Genomic DNA, 24,511 nt, shown 5'->3' with positions numbered 1-24,511 from the left:
GGCGGGGATGGTCATGAGCAACGTAATCCCGCGCAGCGCATGACGGTTATGGCAGCAACATGCCGCTCAGCAGTTCTGGCAAATCTTGATTTGCCGCTTCAATCTTGCGTCAGCCTCGGGGTCTTCGTTGGGCAGGCGCGTCCACTCTTCGTAGGCTGATCTGGGTGAAGTGCCTCTCTGCGGGCTTTCGTTCAGCGGGCCGAGGATGATCTCGCGATTGCGCGCTGCTGTCCTTCGCTTCGGCTTGGCGGCCCCGGCCTGTTCGCCATCTGCGGTCGGCGGTTCACCCAATCCGTCCCAGGCGATTGGCGCGCCGGTGGCCGTCGGCGTCGAGCAGCCGGTACCGGAAGCGCAGCAGCCGGAGAGGGCGGAGCCGACGAGGAGGAGAGCCAGGAGTTTTATGTGCATCGCTGCCCCAGGTGCGCCGTGAAAGAAAGAACATGATCTGACAAGCAATAAGCACTCAAACCTTAAGCTTTGACGTTAATGCGGCGAAAACAGGCCGGGTAGCCGGCTTGATCAGCGCTTCGCAAGGCTCACCGCGGTACCTTTTTCGCCAACTATCCTCACTTCATCCTTGCCGCATTTGAAATCGCGGGCGAATTCGTCCGCGGCCTGGCGGGCGAGTTCGTTAGCATTGCGGTTGGCCTGGCCGTCGATATAGGCGACGTGGCAGACCGGCCCGGGCGGCAGCCGGGTCACGGCGAGCATCGGTTTGTTGGTCGGGTTTCCGGCCTTGTCGGCGTTGTCGATGTCGGCGATCAGCCAGCGCTGGATGATGGCGAACGGCTTGCCGTCGATGGTCCGCCATTCGACGGTGTTGGCGGTGGAATTGAACGGACCGAACCAGGTCTCCGCGGCCGGCTCCTTGGCGGCGGCCTCGCGGGTACGCCCGACCGAGACGGTTTGGCGCAGGTCGCCCTCGCTGATCACCACCACCAGCCCCGATTGGCCGGGGCACACCTGCGTGCCGCCGTCCTGGGTGCTGGGTTTACCGATCGTGCGGCAATCCTTTGGCGCTGATGACGTGTAGCTGCTGCTGAATGTTTGGGCGTTGGCCGGTGAAATCAGCCAAAATGTAGCTGCGAACAGGATGGTGGCGACCGGCACAATGAGCTGCCGGGGGGAAACGCGTTTCATCTGCACTTCTCGCATGGAACTTCCGTGATCAGACGTATGCAATCTGGGGAAGGTTCATGGCAAAGGTACGAAACACCTGACTTTGCCGCGGAATCATCCTAGAAGGTCGGCTTCGCATTTCCTGCTTTTCCGAGCGTGCAGTCACACAGTCGTCATGCCTTCCATACCATCGCATAAACCGTATCGCGTCGGCCGCTCCAACACCGGCCTTGGCCTTTTCGCCACCAAGCCGATCAAGAAGGGCAGCAAGATCATCCGCTATTTCGGGCCGCTGCTGGATTCGAAGAAAAAAGAAGAAGACGCGATCGAGAACAAATACCTGTTCGAATTGAACGACCGCTGGACCATCGACGGCTCCGTACGCAAGAACATCGCCCGCTATATCAACCATTCCTGCCGGCCGAACGCCGAATCCGACGTTCGCCCACGCAAGCGCAAGGTGTTCATCCGCGCCATCAAGAACATCGAGCCGGGCGAGGAGATCAACTACGATTACGGCACCGACTATTTCAAAGCCTATCTGAAGCCGATCGGCTGCAAATGCGCGGCCTGCGAAAAGAAGCGTGCGAAAAAGCGTGCCGAGGCGCGAGCCGAGAAAGCCCGCCTGAAGGCCAGGGCCGAGCGCAAGGCGCTGAAGAAGGCCGAAAAGCTGGCCAAGGAACAAGCGAAGCTGAAGGAAAAATTGAAGGCGAAGGCTGAGAAGAAGGCGAAGAAGCTCAACGGCCATTCGCTGAACGGCAAGTCGCTGAATGGTAAGCATCTGAACGGCAGCAACCGCGCCAGGGTCGCCGGCAGGAAACCGGCCGGCCGGAAACAATCGGCCTCCGCGCCGGGGCCGGCCCTTCAGGCCTAGGCCTCATCCACCGGGCTTGCGTACCGATTTCGGCAGCGACGCATCGCCGAAGTCGACCGCCGAGCGCTGAACGATCGCGCCTGTTTCGTCGACCACAACGCGAAACCGCCGGTGCTCGGCGAAGAAGGTCAGGCGGTGCCGGCCGAGATCGGCATCGACCCCACGCTCGGCAAGGCTCGTGATCCGGCCCGCTCGCATCTCTTCCTGCAGCAGGGACGGCGCCAAGCCCAGACCTTCGGCGACGATGGCGGCGTCGATCTGAATAGTGCCATCTTCGAACGCGATCGGTTTCATCTGTTGCACCTGATGCTTGGTGGCCTCCGTCATGCGTGCGCCTGATACCGCCTGGCCGGTGCGGGGTAGGCGCATTCCGCCAGTGTCGTGGAGTCGAGCTCGCGCATGAACGCTTCGCGCGCGGCCGCGAGCTTCGCCTTCAGCCGGCAGCGCGGCTTCAGCACACAACTGCCGCCGTCCTCGCGAAAACATTCGACCAGCGGTGGCCCTTCGAGGGCGCGCACCACTTCGCCGATCGTGATCGTTTGCGCCGGTCGGGCCAGCATAAAACCGCCGCCGACGCCGCGCTGAGTCGAGATGAAACCACTGTCGGCGAGGTCGCGCACCACCTTGGCCAGATGGTTACGGGAGATGCCGAACTCGGCCGCGATCTCGTTGGTCGCGAAGGAACGGCCAGGTTCGCCCGCCAGCCGCATCAGGGCGCGCAGCGCGAAATCCGTGAACGACGTCAGGCGCATGGGAGCCCTCTCAAAAGATCTGCTTGCAAATCATCTATAGCCGTCTAAATAGGTATTTGAAATACCTATTTAAGGGCAGGCGCGAAAATGGAAGCGATCGTGGCAGGGCCGGAGCGGCGTGAGCGCTTGACGGCCGAGATCATGGAGCGGACGGGCATCGATGAGACGATGATCGAGCGCCTAGTGCGCGGTTTCTACGCCAAGGTCCGCGAGGACGCCGTGCTCGGGCCGATCTTCGAGGCCCGCATCAGGGATTGGGAACCGCATCTGGCGCAGATGTGCGCGTTCTGGTCGTCGGTCGCGTTGATGACGGGGCGCTATCACGGCACGCCGATGGCCAAGCATCTGCCGCTGCCGGTCGACGCCGCGCATTTCGACCGCTGGCTCGGCCTGTTCGAGGTCACTGCCCGCGAGGTCTGTCCGCCCGCGGCGGAAGCGCATTTCGTGGAACGGGCCCGGCGGATCGCAGCAAGCCTCGAACTCGGCATCGCCGGGGCTCAGGGCGTCATGCTCGGCAACGGGGAAAGATTTCGGCGTAATCAGACAGGAGCAGTGTGATGGCTTATCGTGCACATATCGTGACCAACAAGGAGCAGGCCGACCCGTATTCAGGCAGCAGCCTGGTGCCGATGCTGATCATCGGCCTCGTGCTGACATTTGCGGGGATGATTGCGGCGCTGGTGTTGAGCTGAGGCGCTCACGCGTCATTCCGGGATGGTGCGTTAGCACCAGACCCGGAATCTCGAGATTCTCAGGGGCGCAAGGTGCGCCCCGTAGGTCGATGCTTTCGCATCGCCCCGGAATGACGGTACACAGCCTACGCCGTCACCGTCTCATCACTCTTGCGTAGCCCGATATACTGCAGCTCGGCAAACACGCCGGTGGCAATCGCCTGCGCCACGATGAAGACCTGACCGAGCAGGTTCGGCGACACCGCGCCGGAGAACAGCAGCGCGATGCTGCCCAGCGTCCACGCGGCATTACCTACGATCACGAACAGCACCAGCGCCTTCATGACTCTCGACCGTGAGGCCAGCCAGCCGACGAGTGCGGTGTAGGCGATCAGGAACAGGCCGGTCTCGCGCAACAAGACTTCCGGCAGATTGAGGAACGGCGCGAGCGCGCCGGCGCCGAGCGTCAGCGCGACCGCGGCGACGCCGCTGAAGATGGCGTCGGCGAGCAGGGCGCGGCTCAGGAAGGTGGACGGATGGATCATGACAGTTCTCCTTTGCTTGGGATAGGTTCTTGGGGGCAGGTGTCAGCGCTGCAGCAGCGACCTGAGCTGACGCATCAGCCGCTTCGGGCCGAGCGTCCTGAAAACCCTGTTCTCGATCGTCTGCACCTGTACGAACACGAAGACGCCGGTGTCGTGCACCACGGGTTCGGGCATGTTCAGGGAACGCGCCAGTAACCAGGTAGCCAGATTGAGCGTCCAGCGGATCATGACGGCCGCAAAGCGGAACAGCGAAAGCATCAGCATGGGTCATCTCCTGTGCCCCCAAGATGACCCGGTCCGCGACCCGTTTCGATTACCTCACACGTAAGAACGCTGACTGTTCGGAGACGTCCTAAGATGTTCGATGGTGTTCGCAGACGCTCAGAAACGCTTGAAAAATAGGGGTTTCTGCGTACATTCATGTTCGTCACTGTTTGTTCCCATTCGCGCCCAGCCGCCGACTTTGTTGGTATTTTTGTTGGTATCGGAAGAACAGACGTCGCGGCATACTTCCGGTCTTCCAACACGCGGGAATCGAAGCAGATGGCACGCAGTCAAGTTGGCGAGCACGCGAACCCCGAGCAGATCAGGACCGACGTCGACTGTCGCGCCGCCAAACCGAAACTCGAGAACGGCGCTTGGACGGCCACCAAGATTTCTGACGTGACAGGCGGCGGTCTCTATCTCTTCATCAAGCCGGACCTGAGCAGGCCGGGCAAAGCCGCCTCCAAGCTCTGGCAGATGGCCTATCGCTTTCACGGCCGACAGAAGACCTACTCCATTGGGGCTTACGGCGATGGCAACGACGGGACCTTCTCACTCGCCACTGCACGTCAGAAGCGCGACGCGGCAAAGGCGCTGCTCGCCAAAGACCCACCAGTCGATCCCTCCGTCGAAAAGCAATTCGAAAGACATCGTCAGGCGACCGAACGCCCTCTCAGCGTGTGGATCGATGAATGGCTCGCAGAGAAGAAGATCGAGAAGATCAAACGCGGCAGACTTGTCACAGTTCGCAGTCCTGAAACCATCGCGCTGCTCGAAAGGTGGGCTGGTTATTTGAAGGGTCGTTTCGGCAAGCTCTATCGAAAAGACATCAAGCGCCCCGACGTCCTCGCTTTCTTTCGGACGATGCAGGCTGAAGGCAGACTAGAGACTCGTGACCGAGTTCACAGTATCGGTTCGCAAGTTTGTGACTACGCTGACCTCGAAGGGGATGGCTACAATCCGTTTCGTGCCTGCAAGAAGCAGCTTATTGTCAACGTCTCGACGCCGCGGCCCGGCGTCACTGATCCGCAGGATGTCATTCGCCTGTTCAGGCTGATCATGCCGACATGGGCGAAGGCCAGATTTAGCGATGTCGTCGGTGATGCCCTTCGGCTCGATGCACTTACGATCCCGCGCCCCGGCATGATCAACAACATGGAGTGGTCAGAAGTCGACTGGGATAGCGAACGATGGACTATCCCTGCTGCTAAGATGAAGACCGGCTGGGATCATGTCGTGCCCCTGTCGCGACAAGCCGTCGCTATCCTGCGACGCGTGCGGAAAATCACCGGCAATCGGCGATACGTGTTCGCTTGTGCCGAAGATGCACCCTTGTCCGGTAGAACGCTCTGTTCTCGACTGCGCGCGCTCGGCATCGACACCAAAACCGAACATTGCGCCCATGGCTTCCGCACTACGTTCTCGACCCTTTGTCACCATGAGGAGATCAAGGAAGCCAAGGCATGGGATGGCGACGTCATCGAGTTGCAACTTGCGCATCTCGAAAGTGACTCGGTAAAGGCGATCTACAAACGGCATGGACCGCTGGCCCTGATCGGCTCGCGCACCAAGCTGATGCAGCATTGGGCTGACCGGATCGATAGCTTTGCCTATCCAAAAAAGATTGTGCCGATCAAGGCAATCCTTGAAAGCTGCGCCAACTAGCTAGAGCGCCTTTCTTCACGTCCTCGGCTGAATGCGAGGGAGGGTCATATGATAGGCGTCGATGGAATCGGCATCGACCATGGTCTGGCCCTCCATCTTGTAGGCGATGATCTTTCCCTTCCTGATGAGCTTGTAAGCCTTGGTCCGGCCAAAACCACCCCGCTCCAACGCCTTTTTCAACGGAATCAGGTTCCTTTTTTGACGGGGCTCATCCGTAATCGCCATCGATCGCTCCCGTGCTCGGTTGTTCATTCTTCTCCCCGCCCGCAATTGAATCAACATCGGCGGTCTGGTGCTGCTAACGTCCGCGCGTTCGGAACAGCGCGCGCCTGACGTCCGCCTTTGTAAGTATGGTTCTCGAGACCAGGTTGGTCACCGCAATATAAAACGAGTGGCAGGGAAGAAAGCTCGGCGTCGATCCATTCAATCACGGCGTTCGCTCCTCTCTCCAGTGAAAGCTAAGAAAGTTTCGAGTATTACGGGACAGCTGAAAGAGCCGAGGATCATTGAGAGCCGGTGAGATCGGGAGAAGAACACAGCGATCATTTTCCGGTGACTTCATTTTTGGGTGTGGCCAAGTTTGCTGAACGCGCATCAAGCCGTCGCCTTCGTTGCTTTAGCTCGCGCAATTTTGGCCATGATGGACTGGACAGGCCGACGGTTGCCCTAGCTGGCTGCTATCGGATCACGTGAAGTGACGATGTGATGCGGAGAGATGGTCAAAAATTGCGCGTTGTGATTAATGGGCAGAATTCGTCAACGGCGTGTTTGGGAAGCCAGTGCTCCAAGTTGCTAGAGGTGCCGTAATTGTCCCGCCGAGTGCTATTTGGATTGGTCACATGTAAGGCTGATCGTAAGGGACCAGATGGCCCGCCGGGCGCAGCACTAACGGTTATGACGCGTTCGGGCTAGACGGCAAGAAAGTGCAGGTAAGAACAAACTATGCCGCGTCGCAAATTGGCTTATTTAACGATCGACATGAACGGTGACTGGGAGCGCAGCGCTGAAAATCGAGAATCTGGATACATGCCGCCGGAAGTCTTGCCTTTTGTTGAGGCAGGTCGAGTCGCCCATTTTGCGGGTAGGAATATTCGACCCGCCGCTCGATGCCCCGAAAAAAACGCTACAGAGCAAAAGGGTCGGCCAATTTGCGACCCGGCTTTCGAATTTAGAACTTTGCGCGGGCTTCTTTTTCACGTGACCGCTCGGTGTCTGCGCTCGCATGCCGTCGTCATTGTTCGTAAGGCCCAGAAGCCGTTTCTTAACAAAGGGTCTGTCTCTTCCGCAAGCGCCCGAACGAGGCGCGCTCTATCCATATATATTCGCTCGCCCCATGCAGGTCCCCCTTGACATGAGAGGTACATGCTCGTTTTTGCGCCCGACAACAGTAATTCAGATCTCAGGCAGCGAAGTCGCATTCACATTCTCGCAATAGAAGCTTGTTCATTGTCGTCTACGCAGACTGTCATGATAGAAGCCCGGCTCTGTCCCAATCCGATTCGGAGAAAGAATGGCAAAAGCAAAGAAAGTAGTTCGCCGCGCGTGGACAAAAGACGATGTTCGAAAAATGAAGACGATGGCAAAAGCAAAGTTAGGCGTCGCCAGGATCGCAAAGGCGCTAAGGCGGACTCCAGGTGCCACCACTGTGATGGCAGCAAAGCTAGGCGTTTCATTATCAACGCGCGCTTAACCTATAGGCGACGGGCCGGTGTGCGGCCTGTCGCCCATTTCCCGCATCGCCGAGTCTTAGCGATTGGTGGCGGTCATGTCGGGACCAATCAATGCGAGCCGGCTAAGATCTTGATTTTTGGTCTAGTCCAAAAAATCGTGAGTCTGAAAACCAAAAAAATATGAGTCGATTCAAGCCTTGAAACCAACAATTGCGAATCGCTTCTTTGAATGGGCTTGGACTTGGGTTCGGAATGCCACGGGTCCCCATAGACATTCTAGATCGCCGCCAGGATCAGATGGATAAACTACCGAGCATTCGGAATCTCGCCGTCCTTGTGAGGCGTTCGTTGAGGGGGGCGTCCAGGTGCGCTCGGAGGGTGCCCACAGCCCATATTCCTTCGCGTTGGACACCACCCGGGTTTCGCCGATCGTGGCGTCGAAGGACTCGTGCGTGTGGCCGTAGAGCCAGAGCGCCCCGTCCGTCGTCAGGCGCAGAGACTATCAGTCGGCTTAGATCGCTGCGGTAGGCGGGGTCGAAGGTGAGGTCGCTCTCCGGACGCCGCGCTGCGGGCGGCATCTGGCGCACCGGCGCTTGGTGCGTGATGACGACCAAGCGGTCCCGCCGCGCGGCTTGCGCATTACGGCCTCCCGAAACGCCCCAGACTTGAAACGCCTCGTGAGGGCGTGACGTGGCAGGAAGCGCGGCTCATAGTTCGAAATCCGGACCTTCTTGAAGTCGTTCGTCCGACGCCGGTGGTCATCATCGCGCGATGCGCGTCGTCGCCGTTGAGGCCGACGTCCGCCCAGAGCGTCGCACCCGCGAACGTGACATCGCCGACGCGGACGGTCTCGTTCTCCAAAACGTGCACGTGCATTCCGGCAGCCGCAGCCCTGGCCTTCTCAAGCGTTCTTCCCAGGTCGGTGCAGTAGGCTTGGTGATTGCCGGGCTTTCGATGATCTCATCGGCGAGCTGGTCCGGCATTTCTTCGACGCCGAGCGCGAACTGCACCTCGCGCGAGCCGCAGCGCGGGCACTCGTGCCGCTTCGGGTCGTAGACGAAATCGCCTCGATTCAGGGGGAGGCGGGATCGACGTCCACGAACGCGTCGTTCTCCCGGTCGTAGCGGCGGCAGGTGATCCGTCGCTAATCGCCGATGCCGTACCGGACGATGTGGATGTTCTCGAAGCCGGGACGGACCTCGGCAGGGGCCGGCCCTCGGCGTGCCGGTCGCAGCGCGGATCGAGCCGTATTTCTCTTTGATCTGCGTCAACTGGAAGGTGCCTCCGTCGGCTTCGACCGCCGTCCGGATCTCGACGCAGCACGGTCGATGAGATCCTGCCACCCGGGCCCGCACTCGCGCGAGCCTTGCTCAGGGGCGCCGGCGGCTGGAAGAGGTCGCGGTGGCGTTCGATGAGCTCGACCCTCCAATTTCCAACGACGCCCGACATGTGACCGACCTCGAATACGACTTGATAACGTGAGAACGAAACAAAAACATTAAAATCAGGAAAGTCAGCTCGGTCAGGCGCTTAGCGCGTCCTTCTTATATAAGAAGGAAATAAGAAGGGGCGCGAGCGCTAGCGCGGCCCCTTCTGGTTAACGAAAGGTTTCTCGCAGCGGATGGGTCAATGGTGGGAAGGAAGAGGGCGCCGAAAAGGGGCAAACGAACCCCCATCGGGGATCGGGTTACGTTTATTGCGATGATGGACAAGGACGTCATCGCAGACATCAAGCAGGCGGCCAACTACGAGCATCGGGCAGCCTGGGATATCATGGAGCAGGCTGCGAGGGAGTTTCTGAATCGGAGGAAAGCAAGGAGAACGCCCTGAAACTCTAATGTTTTTCCTTGCGGTTGAAGGTGCGTAACGGTTCAATCTATCGGCTGAAGGACCGATAAATGAAGCTGTTTGGTTATCTTCCGGAGACCCTCTTCAAGCCTCTGTCGGGGCCGAAGAAGCACGTCTACGCGCGCCTGCTGATGCGTCTCTACGAGAGGCTCTATTCGGCACGGATCCTCGAGACGCCGCTTAGGGAAGAGGTCGTGAAGCAGATCGAAATCGGTCTCTCGGAGTTTGCCATAAGATCGACGGGCGAGCTTTCCGAGGGCGACCCTGAAGAAGATCAGACCACGAGCCAAGCTCATTACCTCGCCTATTATCGACTGCGCGATACCGGTTGGCTCACGGAAGAGACCGAGAAGTGGCGCACCTACGTCGACATGAATCCGGACGCGTTCATGGTCCTGGGCGCGATCACCGATTTCGGCAACAGCCGGGTGCGCGTCGCCGGCGCCGTTGTCGACGTCAAAAACAACCTTGAGGCCGCGAACCGCGAGCCGGAAACCATGGCCCAAGGTCTGGCCAACGCGCACGACACCGCCTTGCGGTTCGCCCGCAGCATGCGCCGGATCCTCGCCGGCATGCGCGAGATTGAGGACCGCATTCTGGGCAATCCGAACGCAGCGGCCATCCTCCGCACTTTCTTCCAGGACTTTGTCGACGGGCTGCTGATCGCCGACTACAAGCAGCTCAAGACGTCTAACAACCCCTATCCGCCGGCTATCTGGTTCAAGTTGAACGAGGTCGGCGCGCCGGACCTCGGCGTCGTCGTGGATGCTCGAGATGCGGTTCGTACCAGAGGCGGGCCCGCTCAAGTCCGACGGCCATTCCGAGTATCGGAGGTTAGACAGTTTCGACGAAGGCGGTCCAGTCATCGCCGGTACGGGGAGGTTGGCCGCGTTGTATCGTCATGGGCATGCGCGACCCAATCGTCGAAGAAGATCGCGCGGTCAATTGGCATAACGCACCGTCAGGTCGCGCGAGATTTTCAACCCATCCTTGATGTAGCGACTGATCGCCACGTTGGCCGCGGGCGTGCAGGTTCGGTAGGTCCGCTCGAAGCCGTTGTAGCCGCGGTTAAAGCCCGCGACCATGCGGGCGCGGCGGGCGCCGGAGGGGGGTCGGCATCGACCAGCGCTTGCATCTCGTAGCGCCATTTGGCGCCCTCGTTGGAGCCGCAGATGCCGCGCAGATAGTGCAGCGCGCCGAGGATCTCGGCCAGCCGCTGCAGGTCGCCATCGAACGGCGCAGCCGCGTCCTGCGCGCGGGCCGGCGTCGCAAGGCATGCCGATATCAGAATTGCAACGGCGAGAAAGGCTTTGATCATCAGGGGTTCCGGAACGCCTTAGTATGCCCTCTCAATGCGCCCGAAGCAGGGCGGATAAGGTCCCCAAAGCGCCCTAGCTGTTTAGTCCAACATTTTCTGGAGCGGATTGAGTTTGAATCGTTCTGGCTCGGAACGCCAGCATTTGCAGATGTATTGGTAGGGCGTGAGGCCCTTCGGAGTATTCAGCCGCCGAGCGTGTGATAAAGTTGCCAAGGCATCGCTTTCGGGTAGCGATCCAGCAGGCGCTAAGCGAGCGGAGCATCTAAAGCTTAGCAATACTCCAAGCCTCATCAGCAAGGCCCAGTGCTTTCGCTGGCCTTCTGCCCGAGGCTTCATTGCCGCGGCAGAGATTTGTAGCTGAGAAACGTAACCTTTAAGAGGCCGCGCGCGCCTGCCCGACGCAGGTCGGCCTCTGACCACATCGCCCGCTTGATGTTCGAATGCAGCAGACCGGCAAGGAAGTGCCGGAGTGTCATCACCGACCGTAATCGAAATGACTTTGGATTACTTCCTTTAATACTTTCTTTGGCTTTCGTATACCGCGCCAGCTAGCAATGTACTTGAGGGACATGAGTGGCGGTGGACGTAACCACGTGGGTCGTCTGAGCCAAGACTCGAGCGCCTCAACGGCCTGTACTTGCCCATCGAACAAATCGAGACGCTGTCGACCGCATTAGCCGAGACGCCCCCATTCGCGGATCAATGCGGAGTCGCCAAAGAGGATCGGCTCGATCGTGAGCACATAGAACCGCGCCATGTTACGGGCCGGATGACGACACTCACGCACGAGGTGTTGCACAGTGAGTTCGGACATGCGCAACCCTTGCTATCGAGGCTGCTGTACGTCCCTTGTTGTCGGCCCCGCGGCTTCCGGCGCTGCCCTGTTGCCCGCTCCATCTTCTCCGTTGCTCTTGTTGCGTGGGGCAAAGGTTCCGTAGCTGGCAACAGGATTGGCGGCCCGATCGCCATTACTTGTCATGACCGATCGATTGTCCAGCAGGTCGAGCGGGTCGTTGACCATGACTGCCAGATTGTTTCTGGTCGAGCAGCCGAGCGTCGGGTCGAACGAATTATCGTTCACTGCAGGACCGACGATGGAAAGCGACGGACAGACAGGAGGATGGGCTTCAAAGGTGATCGCCTCGATCCTCACCCCGAAACGCGCGCTCAGATCGAGCGGGGAGGCGGACAGGCGGATGTTATAGGGGGCAACGCCAATGGAACGGGCTTCGTGGGCCACCTGCGCGATGAGCCGGGGTGAACCGGTGACATCGAGATGGAGCGCGTCTCGCCGGCCGCCACTGGCACTCGCAATGAAGCTGCGCAGCCGATGCCTTTCCGAGCCGCGAAGGCTCTGTAGAAACAAGACACGGCTCTTCTGCTCCACCTGGATCGCTTGTTCAGCTGGTCTGGAATGAATCGGAGCACTGTTTGCGCATCCGCCTAATGTTGCCGCCGTGACGATCAATTGGCACAGATGTCGCAAGTTCATTTGACGATCCTCATTCGATGATAAAGCCGGCGCCGCCCGTCAATCCTGGTGCGTTCGTGCGGGGCGCATCGCGGTCCCGGGGCGGCCGTGCCAGCGTGTTCGTCAAGACACGGCCCGCGTCTGAGGGCGGTGCAATGCGATCGGTCGGCGCGCTCAATCGGGTCGGGTTTGATCCCGGCCGCACGATGTAAGGCGTGACAATAATAACCAGCTCGGTTTCGCGTTTTTGAAACGATGAGGAGCGAAAAAGCGCGCCGAGGATCGGCACGTCGCCCAGCCAAGGAAACTCGTCGACGTCGTTGTTGAAGTTGCGCCTGATGAGCCCGCCGATTGCAAAGCTCTGGCCGCTGGCGAGCTCGACCACGGTGCTCGCCCGCCGCGTCGAGAGGGCAGGGACTTCCATGCTATTGATTTTGACTTTGCCTTCGCTCGACAGTTCGCTGACTTCAGGCTTCACACGGACATTGATTTGATTATTGTTGAGAACCGTCGGGACGAACTCGAGGCTTACTCCGAACTGGCGAAATTGAACCGAAACCTGTCGGTTATCCTGCATCACCGGAATGGGAAATTCGCCGCCAGCCAGGAAGCTTGCGGACTCGCCGGACATCGCCGTTAGATTCGGCTCAGCTAGTATCGAGGCGAGGTGCTCGCTGGCGAGCGCGTCGAGAACAGCGCCCAGGTTGGTATTGCCGGCGCTAAACCCGATACCGATCGTGCCGCCGCCGCCAGCCGCGCTTGACCGGCCGTCTTTGCCGCTGATCAGGAAAGCGCCGTTCGGACCCGAGGCTGTGAAGTGGATATTGAGATCCTTGACGGCGCTGCGGGAGACTTCTGCCACCCGCACACTGAGATTCACCTGCAGCGAGCCGGCGACCTGGATCTTATTGACGACCAGCGCACCCGCTCCGAGAAACTGCTCGGTGACCTTCTTGGCGGTCTCGACGACCTCGGCGTTGGGCGCCGTGCCGCTGAGGATCGCGCCGCGCGGGGTATAGCTGACCTGGATTGGATAATCGCCGACCCCCGCTTTCAGGGCTGCACGCAGGTCCTCAATTGGCTGCGTGACGACAACACGCAGTTCGGCGAGAGCCTCTCCGTTCTCGCTCAGGGCGAACAGGCTGGTCCGTCCGGACTTTTTGCCAAACACGAAGATCGTCGTGTTCGACGGCGCCTGATAATCCGCGATCGTCGGGTCGGCAACAAAGATGCTCGCCGCCGGGGCGGTCAGATGAACTGTCTTGCCCTGTGATGAAGTAAGAGTCAGCGTGCCGGTGGTGCTGCCGGGCGCCGCGCGTGGTGTTTCTCTGCCATCCCGCTTGGTTTGGGCTGCGGCAGCAAGCGGAAATAGCAGAGCGAGCGTGCAGATAGCGTGGCAGAGACGAGGCAGAGCGGCAGAGCGCGGCGCTCTGGCGGTGACCATCGACGGCTCATCAGCGCCGGCAGCATTGTTGACGACCTTCAAGGGATTGTTGCTTTCGTTCGATCGGCTAGGCTGCCGATGCTGCGCCAGTAAGTTCAAGGGTGTAACCGACACCGCGCGCGGTCTTGATGCTGAGCGTTGCACCCGCCTGGCTCAGATGCGTGCGCAAGCGATAGATCCCGACTTCCAGCGCATTGGTCGAGACCTCGTCGTCGAATGCGTATAGGCTATCCTCGAGCGACGTGCGGGGCACGGTGCGGCCGGCGCGGTTGAGCAGATGTTCAAGAATGCACACCTCCCGCCGGGCAATCCTCAGTATTCGACCGCCAACAGAGACTTGCCTCGCGATGGGGTCGAAATGCAGATTGCCGAATGTCAGGACTGGCGCCGTCATTTGCGTTGAGCGCCGCAAAATGGCCCGCATGCGAGCGATGAGTTCATCGGTAGACACGGGCTTGGGCAAAAAATCATCCGCACCCGCATTGAAAATCGCAATCCGCCGGCTGAGATCGTTGCGACTGCTCATCATTATGGCAGGCATTGAACGTCCCTCGCACCGCAGCTGCTTTAGCCAGTCCAAGCCGTCGCCATCCGGCAAAGCCGATTCGAGCAAGAGAATGTGGTAGCTTGCGCAGTCCAGCGCGGCCGCCGCCTCATCCAGGCTGCGTGTCACGTCAACGGCAAACCCGCAATTCAGGAGTGCTTCCTTCACTGCGCGGGCAAAGTCCGCGTCATGATCAACCAGGAGAATTCGCATTTCTTCGCCTCTCGTCCATCCACGCCAAGACCTGAGCGCGTCACAGTTGACCAAGAGGTTCGACGGAACTTACAGACGTCCGGTTTGGCGGGAACGCCGAAGCCAAAGCCCGACGAAGCAGAGCATGGGGGCGGGCGATCAATCCCGGCAGATCCTTCGTCACCGGATTGGAAAGCGCGATGGACTGCCCGGGACTGCACGCGTCGTCGACGATACTCAACAGGCCTCCTGTGCTAACCCCGCACTCATTCACGGGGCCGAAACCAGTAGCAGCAGGCTGAGCTATCTGTGCGTCGATAGCAGCCATCTTTGCACGCACTGAGCCGTCGCGCTCCGTTTCGATCACGCCCGTCCGCGCAATCGAAACCCAGCGCAGGAGAGAGCTGATGGATTTGTGGCTGAACAGTCTGGCGAAACTGGTATTTTGGAACTCCCCCACCTTGCCTCAGTCCCAGCGGTCGGTCTTGTTAGGCAATCGAGCCTGTGGCGTGGCCAAGTCACGAGCAAGTGTTTCCGCGTGAAGACAGTTCAGGCCTCGCATCTGGCCGATGCCCCAGGGCCCCGATGCGAGACGATGTCTTGGATGCAGACACGCGATTGCCCAAGTCGAGGTGACCGGCAAGGAACTGAAGAGGGAATCGATTGTCACACCACATTCTTGAATGCTGCCTCCAAGCTTGGTCGCGACTATGGAGCCTCGGGCGAGATCGGTAAAATTGATAGTTTTGATGGAACACATTCAGGGCGCGGATAGGCCGTAGTGCGATGGCGATTGCCATGGCTGAGCGGATTTTACGGCGCTTGGTAATGCGATCGCGTCTGACGGTCTTCTGGTCGAACGCCCCTCCAGCATCAACCAAGCCGGCCGTGGGTAGAAGCGCGGCTTTCAACGGCTCACGTCACCGAGCTCAGTAGCGAATGTGACTCGGTGATCGCGCATTCTTCTATGAGAGGCGGCCCCCCGACCAGGTGCACTTCGCGCACGAGGTAGCGACGTTCAGACCGCGTGACGCACGACCGAGAACAGGTCAACGAGGATCTCCGCGCGCAGCAGGTCGTTGATCTCGCGCGTTGCGTAGCGTCCCATTAGGCGTTTCAGCGGAGCCGGTGAACCTCCTCCGAATGAGTGGACACCGGTAGTAGGCTCATTGAGCCCCTAGATGTCGAATGGAACGTCAACGCCCGAGGAGTACAAGGCCAGGCGTCGAACTGGTCGTGTCCAGCCGTCGAACTGGTCGTGTCCAGCCGTCGGCCGGTCACGTCGGTTACCAATGGAATTCGGTCTGCGCGACTGTGCGGCGCTGGGTCGACAAGTCGCGTTGAGGATCGCCTCGCACGCGAGCCTCCATGCGCTCGCCCAAGGCGTTTGGAGCAGGTTCGTCGCCGCACCGCCAAGAGCGCATCGGGTAGCCAGTCTGCGGAAGATTGAACACCGACTGGTTCAGGCAATCCCTTGAAATGGACCCACAGGAGGTTCGTTGGAAGGGGGCTGCTCCGTTTGATAGACGGAGCGGATGATGACGACGAAGACGAGACGCAAGATCGACGCGGCACCAAAGGCAAAGATCGCGCTGGAAGCGGTGCGGGAGCAGGCGACGGTGGCCGATCTGGCCCAGCGCTATGAGGTTCACCTGAACCAGATTTATGCCTGGAAGAAGCAACTGCTGGATCAGGCGGCCCGGGCCTTTGACGCGGGTGTCGGGCCGGAGAGCGAGGAAGCTCGGGAACGCGAGATCGAGAAGCTGCACGCGAAGATTGGACTGGAGTGACGCGCGAGACGTTCCAGGGCCGCCGGATCGCCCATGTCGAGCCGCTCGAAACGGAAACGGTTCATCTTAATGGCGCCGGAATCGGAAATGTCGCAGCCGATGATGTCGGCTCTTGGAAAGAACTCCAGCCACATTTTAATGGACGGAGTGTCCTCTCCCCGACAAACGAGCAGCGCGTCGGGATCCAGACAACCTTGCTGCAGTCCAATCTCGACCATTGTGAAAGACTCGTGGCGGAACTTCTCGAACATAAACGAGTAACACTTAGCGTAATCATGGGCGTAAAGAACGGCATCGCCCTTGTCAGTCCCGAAAGCATTGGCCAGTTTTGTCAAATTCGGTGCGCTCATTCCCATCATCTTTTTGCAGCCACTCGGCCCTTCTTTTCTTCAAGAAGCGCGCCAACTGCTGGTACTCATTTCCGGGCCAATTCGCGGCGGTCTGCGTCGACAAGGCCGGGCACATTTGCCGCGGTCGACGGCGTCGGGCTGTTCCCGCCGTGCGAAGGTCGCGGTGTTGGTCGTGGCGAGGATGCCCGCTAAGGGGGCTGCGCCGACGCGATGGCGGCAGCTGCGGCTAAAGCCGGCCTTGCCCTTGCCGATGCACTCCACTCGAGACCGCCCTCAAGCTCAAGCCACCCACTGTGCTCGACGGCGAGGCCGAGGTGCTGCAATGTCGACAGGACGTCCGACTCGTCCGCGCAGCAGTCGCATTATCGCAGTGTCGAGTGATTGTCCTAATGACCTGGAATCGCTTGAATTATGGATTGCAGTACATTTGTCCGAGCAGTGCGCCCCCTTCGGCATTGTTGAGGTAGCGGATATATCGAATGTGCCGAAGGTCAAAGGGAACATCATGCTCGCTTTGAGTGATCAGGATAACCTCTCTCCCCAATGTATGAGCAATTCCGGCCTCATAGAATACGTTTGGATTTCGGCCCGTGCTCAAGAAGAACTGCCTATTACCGAGCGCCGCCTCAGCGTCAGATGGCGGCTGTTCGCTTGAACCATTTCCTTGGTAGGCCAATGTAGTAGCCGCGCCTGCGAAGCTCTGGCTCAGACCTGTTGAGCGTTTCGCAAATGGATTTTACGGGCGCGCCTGCATCAACAAGCTCGTGCAGCAGATCATCCTCTCGTTTTGTCCAGCGAGGAGAGCGGAGAGTCACCTTCAATCCAACCTCTTTCTTCGATTTCATGCGGCTCTGAGAAAAGCTAGCGCCAGACGTCGTCGACCTTTAAGTGCTGAGCGCCTTCCAAGCTTTGTCTGCGATCTCCGCGTTCGTGTTCTGGAATGCGAAGTACAGACCCAGAATGGCGAAACTCATTTGAACAGGTTCGAGTGTGACTCAAGTTGGGCCTCCCATAACGGCGCCTCAGGAAATGGCAGGGGAGAAGTTCCTTCGAAAGCTATACGAAAGCTCCCGGTTCTTGCCAACGAGATCTGGAGCCACTAGGATTCACCCAGACTTGGCGGACGACATGTGAGATGGCCGTGCGGCCCAGGAGTTAACCCCGTTAGACCGGATACTCGGCCCGCGATGAGCGGCCCAGCCGCAAGTATGTCGGCAGCTACGCTAGGTTACGTCGGCGCGTCGTCATGCGCTCGATTGTCCAATTAGTCATGGCCCCTCAGGGTAGCAGCACGATTTGGGCCGGACCGCGTCGCCGAGCCTCTCTATTGCGGCCGCGCTCCCACCGCGAAGTGTCAATCCGCACATCACTCATGTTCGGTCCTGATAGCCTCGAAGATTACAACCTTGCCCTAGCGGCCGTGCTCCAGGGCGTCAACTCCTTTGGCTGGTGGGCGTTGGGCTTGCGCTTGATGTTCTGGAGGCAGGCCCCCATGGAGATTGCAAGCGGCCGAAAATCTTCTCCAGTCAAACAAGCGCCTCTTCCTTCTGCCCCACTTCGATATCGGTTTCAGGTAGGCGATCCCGCAGGCGGTACAGCGAGCGCAACATCCAGAAGCTCAGCAATACTCCAAGCCTCATCGCAAGGCCCAGTACTTTCGCGTCGTCGTGCCTGAGGACTTCATGGACGCGGCAGAGATTATCCCTCCGGACATTGCGCTCGAAGTGTTCGCGAACCACGACATTCGGCGTTATCTCGCGACCTGTCGGCGCCTGCTGCCGAGCCTCGACGAGCTCTCGCCGGATTGCCTCGGCGTCATTCTCTCGATGGCGTTCAACCACGATGCCCGCGGGCTTCAACGAGCCGGGGCCGCGCTGGTCGGAGATGCGCCAGATCAAGGCGGCGATCGGGCAGCGGCGAGCTCGCCAAGATTCCTGGCCTGATTCGGTCGATGAAACGGCTCTGGCCGGACAGCAGGGGCTGCGCATCCGCCGCGACGACGCGCTATTCGAGCACGGCCTCGCAACCTCGCATCCGCATGAGCATGCGAAGCTCGCCACGACGCCGGCGCCAGTCGATCCCGGACGCCGTCGCCTATGTCCAGTGGCGACTGCGCGAGCTCGGCTATTGCGACGTCGGCCAGATCGACAGCGAGCAATCGCCGCAGGGGCGGACCGAGGGAATGATCCTGGCCTATGGTACTGTCCAGAATCTTTCGCACATTTGCTCAGGCGACGGCTTCGGTTTCAGAGAGTTGCTGCTGATAGCGCGGTCGCATATTCATGTAGCATTTGGTCGACCACCCCGTTGCGGCAATGTGCCGCAGCCGTGCCGCCGCCAAGTTGAGACAGGATTGGCCGTCGGGAACGGCGCCGACGACGCGGGTTCGTCGCCGGATCTCCTTCATGAGGCGCTCGAGCGGATTGTTCGTTCGAATCTTACGCCAATGGATGTCCGGAAAGGCGTAGTAGGTCAGCGTCTCATGGACGGCCTGCTCGATGAGATCGGCGGCTTTGACCATCCGGCTAGCGCGTAAATCCGCACGACGAGCCTCGCCTTCTCATCGGCCGCGGCGCGGCTTTCTTGGGCATGTATCGCCTTAAGCCTATGGCTCACTTCGCGTACCTTGGTCGAAGGCACGTGGTTGAAGACATTGCGATAGAAATGCACCATGCAGCGTTGATAGCGGGCCTCTGGCAGATAGTCGGCAACGCTTTCGAAGGCCCCGGCAGGCGTCGGGAATCGCCAACTGCACGCCCTTGAGGCTACGATCGACGAGATGGCGCAGAAACCACGACCAGCCAGATTTGTCCTCCTTGGCGCCTTCACAGATGCCAAGGATCTCCCGGAACCCCTCAGCATTGACCGCCGAGGCCACCGGCAGAGACACATTGCGAACCTCGCCGGCCCAGCTGCGCTTAATGACGATGCCATCGAGATAGAGATACGGATGCTCGCCTTCGATCTTGCGATTCCGCCAGGCCCCGACCTTGGCGTAGATCTTCTTGTTCAGGTTCGACACCGTGCTCGGGCTCACCCGGGTGCCCCACAAAGCCGCGGTAATGTGTTCGACCCGCCGAACCGAAATCCCGGCCAGATACATCTCGATCAACGCTTCCTCGACCGAGCTCTCTCGCCTCCGGTAGCGCTCGATAATCGCCGTCTCGAAGGTTGGCCGCCGCAGCTTCGGGATCTTCAGATTGACGTCTCCCGCCTTGGTCTGTAGCGTTCGCTCGTAGCTGCCGGCCCGCGTGTCCTGCCGAGCCTGGCTAGGCTCATAGCGCCCGGCGCCGCAAAGCTGGTGCGCTTCCGCCTCCAGCATGGCATTCAGCGTCTCTTCGACCGTCCCACGGACCATCTCGCCCAGGTGATCCCGAATCCGTGCTTCATCAAGCTGATCACCTGACCCATGGAATTCCCATCGTTCATCCTTGCTCCTTCATTTTAGAAGAAGCCGTCAATCCTGAAAGTGCGAAGGAATCTGTACGTTTTTTGGCCTACCGCAACGCGCGCGGCCTGCCGCTGACGCCTGATATCGACGACCAGCTGATCGCCGAGCTCGGTAAGGCGCCGCGCCAGGTCGGCCGAGAGGCGGGCGAGCGCTACCGTCGAGGACTCCGCGACGAGGGATCGCAGACAATTGCGCTGACCGATCGCGCCAACCCTCCCGCGCGCGCATTCCAAACTCAAGAGTCGATGGGTACGCGCCTAGAGTATGTCCACTCGCAAAGCGTACCGCCGTTCAATTTTTCCCAAGTTTATCCGCACTCGCGGCGGACTCGCGGGATGCGCGCGCCTGGCCGTCGGCGGGAATCGCAAGTCCCGCGACAGCTTCGCCGAAGCTGGTCGGAGAGTTCAAGGCACAAGTTGTGGCAGAGGCGCTGGAGCCCGGCGAGTGTATCGGGGGATCGCTCATCGGATCGGCATTCATCCTTCGCAGCTCTTCGCCTAGCGTCGCGATGCTCTGGCCGAACGAACTAACCCGTAGCGACCTTCGAGTCGCGAAGCCGCAGTGGCCTGCTTGTCAGTCGCGGTGATCGAGAGATCCAAAGGCGAGGTCATCGTGCGCGCTGGCGCGAATGCGGAGAGAATAGTTATGGTTGGCATCAAGGAGCTACAGGATCAGGCGAACGACACCTTGGCATCGGTGCAGGCGGAGACCGACGTTGTCCACGCGCCATATTGCCCAATAGCGCCGCCGACGCCGACGCTGCAGTTCCTGGTAATGAGGTAGGACAGCCTTCAATTTGCGCAGTGTATTGAGTTCGTGGGTCTCTCCAGGCGATCGGATTTGTAGGCGGACTAAACGGGTTGAGTGAAGGCTTGTCAGGCTCGCGACAGATTGACGACTTTCGCCTTAAGCTCGTCGAGCACGCCCGCGATCCCGTCGACGAGTTCGTCGATCTGGTCCTTGTTGACGATCAGAGGTGGGCACATCGCCAACGCATCGTCCACATTCCGAACGATGATCCCTCGCTCGTGCATCAACCGCCTCGCGACCTTACCAACGTCGCCCGGAGTAGCAGCTGCGACTTTCCGCTCCTTGTCCAGCACCAGCTCGACTGCCGCAATAAGGCCAACGCCGCGGACTTCACCGACGAGTGGATGCTCACTGAGCGTACGCAGCCGATCCTGCATGTAAGCGCCGATGCGGCTAGCGTTCGCAATCAGCTCCCGCTCCTCGATGAGTTTGAGGTTTTCAATCGCGATGGCGGCTCCAACCGGGTGACCGCCACCTGTGAAGCCGTGAGCCAGCACTCCAACCTTATTGCTCTCTTCCGCGATCGGTTCGAACATATAATCATTCATTATGATAGCGGAGAGCGGAAAATAGCTGGACGTGAGCTGCTTTGAAACTACGATTACATCGGGGGCGATGTCGTAGGTTTCGCAACCGAACATTTTGCCGGTTCTGCCAAAGCCGCAAATTACCTCATCGGCAACCAAAAGAATCCTGTGCTGTCTTAGTACTTGTTGTATTTTGTCCCAGTAAGTCGGCGGCGGAACGATGACGCCACCCGCGCCCATTACAGGTTCGGCGAAGAATGCTGCAATGGTATCGGCGCCTTCACGCTGAATCTGCGATTCTAGCTCCTCGGCCCGACGCGTCGCAAAGGTCTCCTCCGATTCGCCCGGACGGCTGTCTTTGTAGAAATGGGGGGAGCCGGTGTGCAGAATGTTCGGCAGCGGCAGATCGAAAGAGCGGTGGTTGTCCGGTAAGCCGGTCAGGCTTGCTGCAGCGATCGTGACGCCGTGATAGCCACGTAAACGGCTGATGACTTTCTTGCGCTGAGGCTGGCCCAATGCATTCGAGCGATAGGCGATCAGCTTCAGCACCGTGTCATTCGCCTCCGAGCCAGAGTTTGTGAAGAACACCTTACTCATCGGCACTGGAGAAATCTTCACGAGCTTCTCGGCGAGCTCGATGCAAGGCCCATTCGATCGTGATGTGAAGGTATGATAGAACGGCAGGACTTGCATCTGACGATGTGCGGCTTCGATGAGCCGTTTCTCACTGAAGCCAAGTCCTGCACTCCAGAGACCGGCCATGGCATCGAGGTAGCGCTTTCCGGCCGTGTCGAAGACATAGGGGCCCTCGCCGCGTTCAATTATGAGCGGTCCGGTCCCTTGGTGCGATCGCGCGTTAGTGTAGGCGTGGAGCTGATAGGCCACATCTCGCGCTTGTTGAGAATTTGGCAGCATGGTCGACGTCACGCCACCGGTTCAGAATTGGAGCATGATCGCGCGCTATGCAGTGCTGCGAGCGAGTAACAATTTCCAGTGCCCGCTCGAAGTCCTGCAGCGCTATTTCTTGGCGGTTGCAAGCAAACGCTTCCCCTAACGATGGCCCGATGCCTCGTTTGGCCCAACTTTGGTCGGGCCGGCACTAACTTCAGCCTGGCGCCCGGAGCCGAGCCAGTCGGGACGATCATCGTAGCGGCGCCGTCGGCGAGCCGACGCGTGGTGTGCCCATTTTGATTAACGTGCTTCTTGTAGGCCATCTATGATCTCCTGCGTCTCGTCTCCGCACCGGCCACGTTGCTTGGAGGTGCGCGGCCGAGGGGCCTGCTGGTATGCTAGTCAGACTTATTGAGTTCGCCACCTGCCAAAACTCATAGGCTCTTATTCGTGGCTTGGTACCGATCCGAGGGCAGATCGCTTCCGCATCCGGCTTGGTACGGTTGCCTACCCTTGAGCATCTGTTCGCGGAGGCCATGCTGGAGCAATTGCAGACAAGGATTCGGCTGGTACCGTGCTGACGTGAGATAGCAGCGGATCGTCATTGAAAACGATTGCTCCGCCGACGCCGCGCAACGCGAGTTTGCGCGCATCCCCGGTGCGTCAATGACTGCTCTGCCAGAGCACCTATCTTTGTTGCATTCCCGGTACAGAGCACGCGGTTATTAAAGCAAGCCGACACTGGAATACGAAGCGAAGATTGCGAATCGTTTTGGGATTGCGGAGCAATTGGAGTTGCCCATGCCATACCGGCCGAAGGAAAGAGGCGCCGCCAACTGAGGCGGCCTTACTTCCCAATCTGTTCCTTGAGTAGGCGGGCTAGGTGTTTAGTCCCGGCATTTGCTGGAGCGGATTGAGTTTGAATCGTTCTGGCTGGGAAGTCCAGCATTTGCAGATGTATTCGTAAGGTGTGAGGCCCTTCAGGGTTTTCAGCCGCCGAGCGTAGTTGTAGGCGTTTATGAAGTCGGCAAGGTGAGCTTCGAGCTGATCGTGCCGATCGTAATAGTAGCGTTGGACGGTCGCTTCCTTGATCGTGCGGTTCATGCGCTCGACCTGGCCATTGGTCCAGGGATGTTTGATCTTGGTCAGCCGATGTTCGATCCCGTTCTCTTGGCAGCGCATATCGAACATATGCGTCACGTATCTCGCCGTCGGGCCGTCCGCATAGCGCGGCGGGAAGGTGAACTGGATCCCATTGTCGGTGAGAACCGTGTGGATCTTGTAGGGGACTGCCGCGATCAGGGCTTCGAGGAACGCCGCGGCGGAGGTCCTTCCCGTCTTCTTGACCAGTTGCACGAAGGCGAACTTGCTGGTGCGATCGATGGCGACGTAGAGGTAGAGCTTGCCTTCAGCGGTCTGGAGCTCGGCAATGTCGATGTGGAAATAGCCGATCGGATAAGCCTTGAACTTTTTCTTCGAAGGCTTGCCACCTTCGACCTCCGGCAACCGGCTGATGCCGTGGCGCTGGAGGCAACGATGCAGGGATGATCGCGTCAGATGCGGGATGGTTGGCTGCAGCGCATAGAGGCAATCGTCGAGTGGCAGCAGCGTATGTCGCCGGAAAGCGACGATGATCGCCTCCTCCTCGATGGAAAGGACAGTCGACTTGGCTTCCTTGGGGCCTGTCGAACGATCGGCGACGGTCTCTCGCGCTGCTTCCACTTCGCAACAGTCTTCTGGTTGATCCCGTAGCGCTTGGCGAGTGCTCTCAGGCTCTCTTGACTATTCTGTATTGCTCGACGGACTGCCTCCGTCGTGGTGGCGCAGCCGTGTAAAACTTGTCCCATAGCGCATCCTTCGAATCGTGCGATAAGAATGCACCATCAAAGCTTGGGACTAAACACCTAGAGGGCCGCCCCTCAAGACTGCGATAGGGCCCATGCTGCGCGCTCCCCTACCGAATCATGAGGTGCCACACAGCCGCACCTAGGGCGAGCCGAGCATACATCCTGCCCCGGCTATATGAAACGCGGCCTCGTCAGCTTCTCGAAAGCTTGCCCGAGTAGATGCTGAGGTGATCGATCTTGGACGTGAGGCTACTGTGGACCCGCACAATTTTGAGCCATTTAATGTACCAGCTCGGTCGCAGGTGCAGCACGCCGCCTCCGAAGAGCCGCAGACGGGCCAGGCCGGGCAAGAGAGCTTTGAGCAGCACTTGGCCGAGGCAAGCCAGGCCAATTCCGGTCCTGCCGCCAGCCAGGCGGCTGGTCGCAATCGCTATCCGCATCTGTCTAGAGAAGACCGGGACGTTATCG

At 59.5% G+C, this 24,511-nt stretch carries 22 protein-coding genes and 5 pseudogenes; 10 read left to right on the top strand and 17 right to left on the bottom strand.

Annotated elements, in window-relative coordinates:
- Window positions 1-66: 66 nt before the first annotated feature.
- Both LMTR21_RS26710 and LMTR21_RS26705 read right to left on the bottom strand, forming a co-directional pair.
- Window positions 67-408: a hypothetical protein gene (locus LMTR21_RS26710; RefSeq protein ID WP_065754822.1), complete on the bottom strand. Its 342-nt coding sequence runs from the start codon at window positions 406-408 to the stop codon at window positions 67-69.
- 111 nt (window positions 409-519) lie between these two features.
- On the bottom strand, window positions 520-1,140 hold the full coding sequence (locus LMTR21_RS26705; protein WP_065754821.1) for a hypothetical protein: 621 nt from the start codon (window positions 1,138-1,140) through the stop codon (window positions 520-522).
- Window positions 1,141-1,294: 154 nt separating this feature from the next.
- On the opposite strand from LMTR21_RS26705, the gene LMTR21_RS26700 reads away from it, so the two are divergent.
- Window positions 1,295-1,993: an SET domain-containing protein gene (locus LMTR21_RS26700; RefSeq protein ID WP_065754820.1), complete on the top strand. Its 699-nt coding sequence runs from the start codon at window positions 1,295-1,297 to the stop codon at window positions 1,991-1,993.
- Window positions 1,994-1,996: 3 nt separating this feature from the next.
- Here the strand turns inward: LMTR21_RS26700 and LMTR21_RS26695 are convergent, their stop codons facing one another.
- Together LMTR21_RS26695 and LMTR21_RS26690 are read right to left on the bottom strand one after the other, a co-directional pair.
- Entirely contained in the window at window positions 1,997-2,320 is a 324-nt protein-coding gene (locus LMTR21_RS26695; RefSeq protein ID WP_246174271.1) for a DUF6522 family protein, read from the bottom strand.
- Window positions 2,317-2,745: an RrF2 family transcriptional regulator gene (locus LMTR21_RS26690; RefSeq protein WP_065754819.1), complete on the bottom strand. Its 429-nt coding sequence runs from the start codon at window positions 2,743-2,745 to the stop codon at window positions 2,317-2,319. Before LMTR21_RS26690 ends, LMTR21_RS26695 begins: the two co-directional genes overlap by 4 nt.
- An 87-nt stretch (window positions 2,746-2,832) precedes the next feature.
- On the opposite strand from LMTR21_RS26690, the gene LMTR21_RS26685 reads away from it, so the two are divergent.
- Both LMTR21_RS26685 and LMTR21_RS41520 read left to right on the top strand, forming a co-directional pair.
- Window positions 2,833-3,303 carry a group III truncated hemoglobin gene (locus LMTR21_RS26685; protein WP_065754818.1) on the top strand — a complete coding sequence of 157 codons (471 nt, stop codon included), beginning with the start codon at window positions 2,833-2,835 and terminating at the stop codon, window positions 3,301-3,303.
- Complete coding sequence (locus LMTR21_RS41520) at window positions 3,303-3,437, top strand: hypothetical protein (protein ID WP_283813514.1); 135 nt, start codon at window positions 3,303-3,305, stop codon at window positions 3,435-3,437. The genes LMTR21_RS26685 and LMTR21_RS41520 overlap by 1 nt, the downstream gene beginning before the upstream one ends.
- 125 nt (window positions 3,438-3,562) lie before the next feature.
- Here LMTR21_RS41520 and LMTR21_RS26680 read toward each other — a convergent pair whose 3' ends face one another.
- Window positions 3,563-3,961: a hypothetical protein gene (locus tag LMTR21_RS26680; protein ID WP_065754817.1), complete on the bottom strand. Its 399-nt coding sequence runs from the start codon at window positions 3,959-3,961 to the stop codon at window positions 3,563-3,565.
- 42 nt (window positions 3,962-4,003) lie between these two features.
- A complete protein-coding gene (locus tag LMTR21_RS26675; protein ID WP_065754816.1) occupies window positions 4,004-4,225 on the bottom strand; it encodes a hypothetical protein in 222 nt (73 codons plus the stop codon).
- Window positions 4,226-4,381: 156 nt separating this feature from the next.
- Between LMTR21_RS26675 and LMTR21_RS26670 the strand changes: the two genes are divergently transcribed.
- Window positions 4,382-5,890 (top strand): tyrosine-type recombinase/integrase, encoded by a 1,509-nt coding sequence (locus LMTR21_RS26670; RefSeq protein WP_245320147.1) that lies wholly within the window; start codon window positions 4,382-4,384, stop codon window positions 5,888-5,890.
- A 15-nt stretch (window positions 5,891-5,905) separates the two neighbouring features.
- Here LMTR21_RS26670 and LMTR21_RS26665 read toward each other — a convergent pair whose 3' ends face one another.
- Entirely contained in the window at window positions 5,906-6,115 is a 210-nt protein-coding gene (locus LMTR21_RS26665; RefSeq protein ID WP_057856382.1) for a MerR family transcriptional regulator, read from the bottom strand.
- 1,285 nt (window positions 6,116-7,400) lie between these two features.
- Between LMTR21_RS26665 and LMTR21_RS26660 the strand changes: the two genes are divergently transcribed.
- The 3 genes and pseudogenes from LMTR21_RS26660 to LMTR21_RS41225 all read left to right on the top strand — a co-directional run.
- Window positions 7,401-7,580, top strand: a complete 180-nt coding sequence (locus LMTR21_RS26660; RefSeq protein ID WP_082649669.1) for a hypothetical protein — start codon at window positions 7,401-7,403, stop codon at window positions 7,578-7,580.
- A gap of 751 nt (window positions 7,581-8,331) precedes the next feature.
- The gene (locus tag LMTR21_RS26655; RefSeq protein WP_065754815.1) at window positions 8,332-8,616 is read left to right on the top strand and encodes a hypothetical protein; all 285 of its coding nucleotides are present in this window, start codon (window positions 8,332-8,334) and stop codon (window positions 8,614-8,616) included.
- 842 nt (window positions 8,617-9,458) lie between these two features.
- Window positions 9,459-10,052, top strand: a pseudogene (locus LMTR21_RS41225) (Wadjet anti-phage system protein JetA family protein); the annotation flags it as partial.
- A gap of 297 nt (window positions 10,053-10,349) precedes the next feature.
- Here the strand turns inward: LMTR21_RS41225 and LMTR21_RS26640 are convergent.
- From LMTR21_RS26640 to LMTR21_RS26620, 6 genes and pseudogenes are all read right to left on the bottom strand, one after another.
- A pseudogene (locus LMTR21_RS26640) lies at window positions 10,350-10,726 on the bottom strand (TIGR02301 family protein).
- 73 nt (window positions 10,727-10,799) lie between these two features.
- Window positions 10,800-10,924 (bottom strand): annotated as a pseudogene (locus tag LMTR21_RS41220) (IS481 family transposase); the annotation flags it as partial.
- A gap of 475 nt (window positions 10,925-11,399) precedes the next feature.
- On the bottom strand, window positions 11,400-11,540 hold the full coding sequence (locus LMTR21_RS40325; RefSeq protein ID WP_187399200.1) for a WGR domain-containing protein: 141 nt from the start codon (window positions 11,538-11,540) through the stop codon (window positions 11,400-11,402).
- 12 nt (window positions 11,541-11,552) lie between these two features.
- Window positions 11,553-12,218, bottom strand: coding sequence for a CpaD family pilus assembly lipoprotein (locus LMTR21_RS26630; RefSeq protein WP_065754812.1), 666 nt, complete (start codon window positions 12,216-12,218; stop codon window positions 11,553-11,555).
- A 10-nt stretch (window positions 12,219-12,228) separates the two neighbouring features.
- Window positions 12,229-13,683 (bottom strand): type II and III secretion system protein family protein, encoded by a 1,455-nt coding sequence (locus tag LMTR21_RS26625; protein WP_065754811.1) that lies wholly within the window; start codon window positions 13,681-13,683, stop codon window positions 12,229-12,231.
- 25 nt (window positions 13,684-13,708) lie between these two features.
- Complete coding sequence (locus tag LMTR21_RS26620; protein ID WP_065754810.1) at window positions 13,709-14,398, bottom strand: response regulator; 690 nt, start codon at window positions 14,396-14,398, stop codon at window positions 13,709-13,711.
- Window positions 14,399-15,912: 1,514 nt separating this feature from the next.
- Between LMTR21_RS26620 and LMTR21_RS26615 the strand changes: the two genes are divergently transcribed.
- The 3 genes from LMTR21_RS26615 (at window position 15,913) to LMTR21_RS40320 (ending at window position 17,172) form a co-directional block, all read left to right on the top strand.
- Complete coding sequence (locus tag LMTR21_RS26615; RefSeq protein WP_084030812.1) at window positions 15,913-16,167, top strand: transposase; 255 nt, start codon at window positions 15,913-15,915, stop codon at window positions 16,165-16,167.
- Window positions 16,164-16,709 carry a hypothetical protein gene (locus LMTR21_RS26610; protein WP_141688462.1) on the top strand — a complete coding sequence of 182 codons (546 nt, stop codon included), beginning with the start codon at window positions 16,164-16,166 and terminating at the stop codon, window positions 16,707-16,709. The genes LMTR21_RS26615 and LMTR21_RS26610 overlap by 4 nt, the downstream gene beginning before the upstream one ends.
- Before the next feature lie 130 nt (window positions 16,710-16,839).
- Window positions 16,840-17,172 carry a hypothetical protein gene (locus tag LMTR21_RS40320; RefSeq protein ID WP_187399199.1) on the top strand — a complete coding sequence of 111 codons (333 nt, stop codon included), beginning with the start codon at window positions 16,840-16,842 and terminating at the stop codon, window positions 17,170-17,172.
- Window positions 17,173-18,043: 871 nt separating this feature from the next.
- Here LMTR21_RS40320 and LMTR21_RS26600 read toward each other — a convergent pair.
- From LMTR21_RS26600 to LMTR21_RS26585, 4 genes and pseudogenes are all read right to left on the bottom strand, one after another.
- Complete coding sequence (locus LMTR21_RS26600) at window positions 18,044-18,415, bottom strand: hypothetical protein (protein ID WP_065754807.1); 372 nt, start codon at window positions 18,413-18,415, stop codon at window positions 18,044-18,046.
- A 329-nt stretch (window positions 18,416-18,744) separates the two neighbouring features.
- A pseudogene (locus LMTR21_RS26595) lies at window positions 18,745-19,875 on the bottom strand (IS256 family transposase).
- Window positions 19,876-20,843: 968 nt separating this feature from the next.
- Window positions 20,844-22,220 (bottom strand): aspartate aminotransferase family protein, encoded by a 1,377-nt coding sequence (locus LMTR21_RS26590; protein ID WP_065754804.1) that lies wholly within the window; start codon window positions 22,218-22,220, stop codon window positions 20,844-20,846.
- Window positions 22,221-23,075: 855 nt separating this feature from the next.
- Window positions 23,076-24,043: pseudogene (locus tag LMTR21_RS26585) on the bottom strand (IS481 family transposase).
- Window positions 24,044-24,511: the final 468 nt, after the last annotated feature.

Origin of the sequence: Bradyrhizobium paxllaeri, assembly GCF_001693515.2 — a bacterium.
Taxonomy (GTDB): Bacteria; Pseudomonadota; Alphaproteobacteria; order Rhizobiales; family Xanthobacteraceae; genus Bradyrhizobium; species Bradyrhizobium paxllaeri.
The sequence above is the reverse complement of the archived record's forward strand: the minus strand, read 5'-3'. Positions and strand labels throughout refer to the sequence as shown.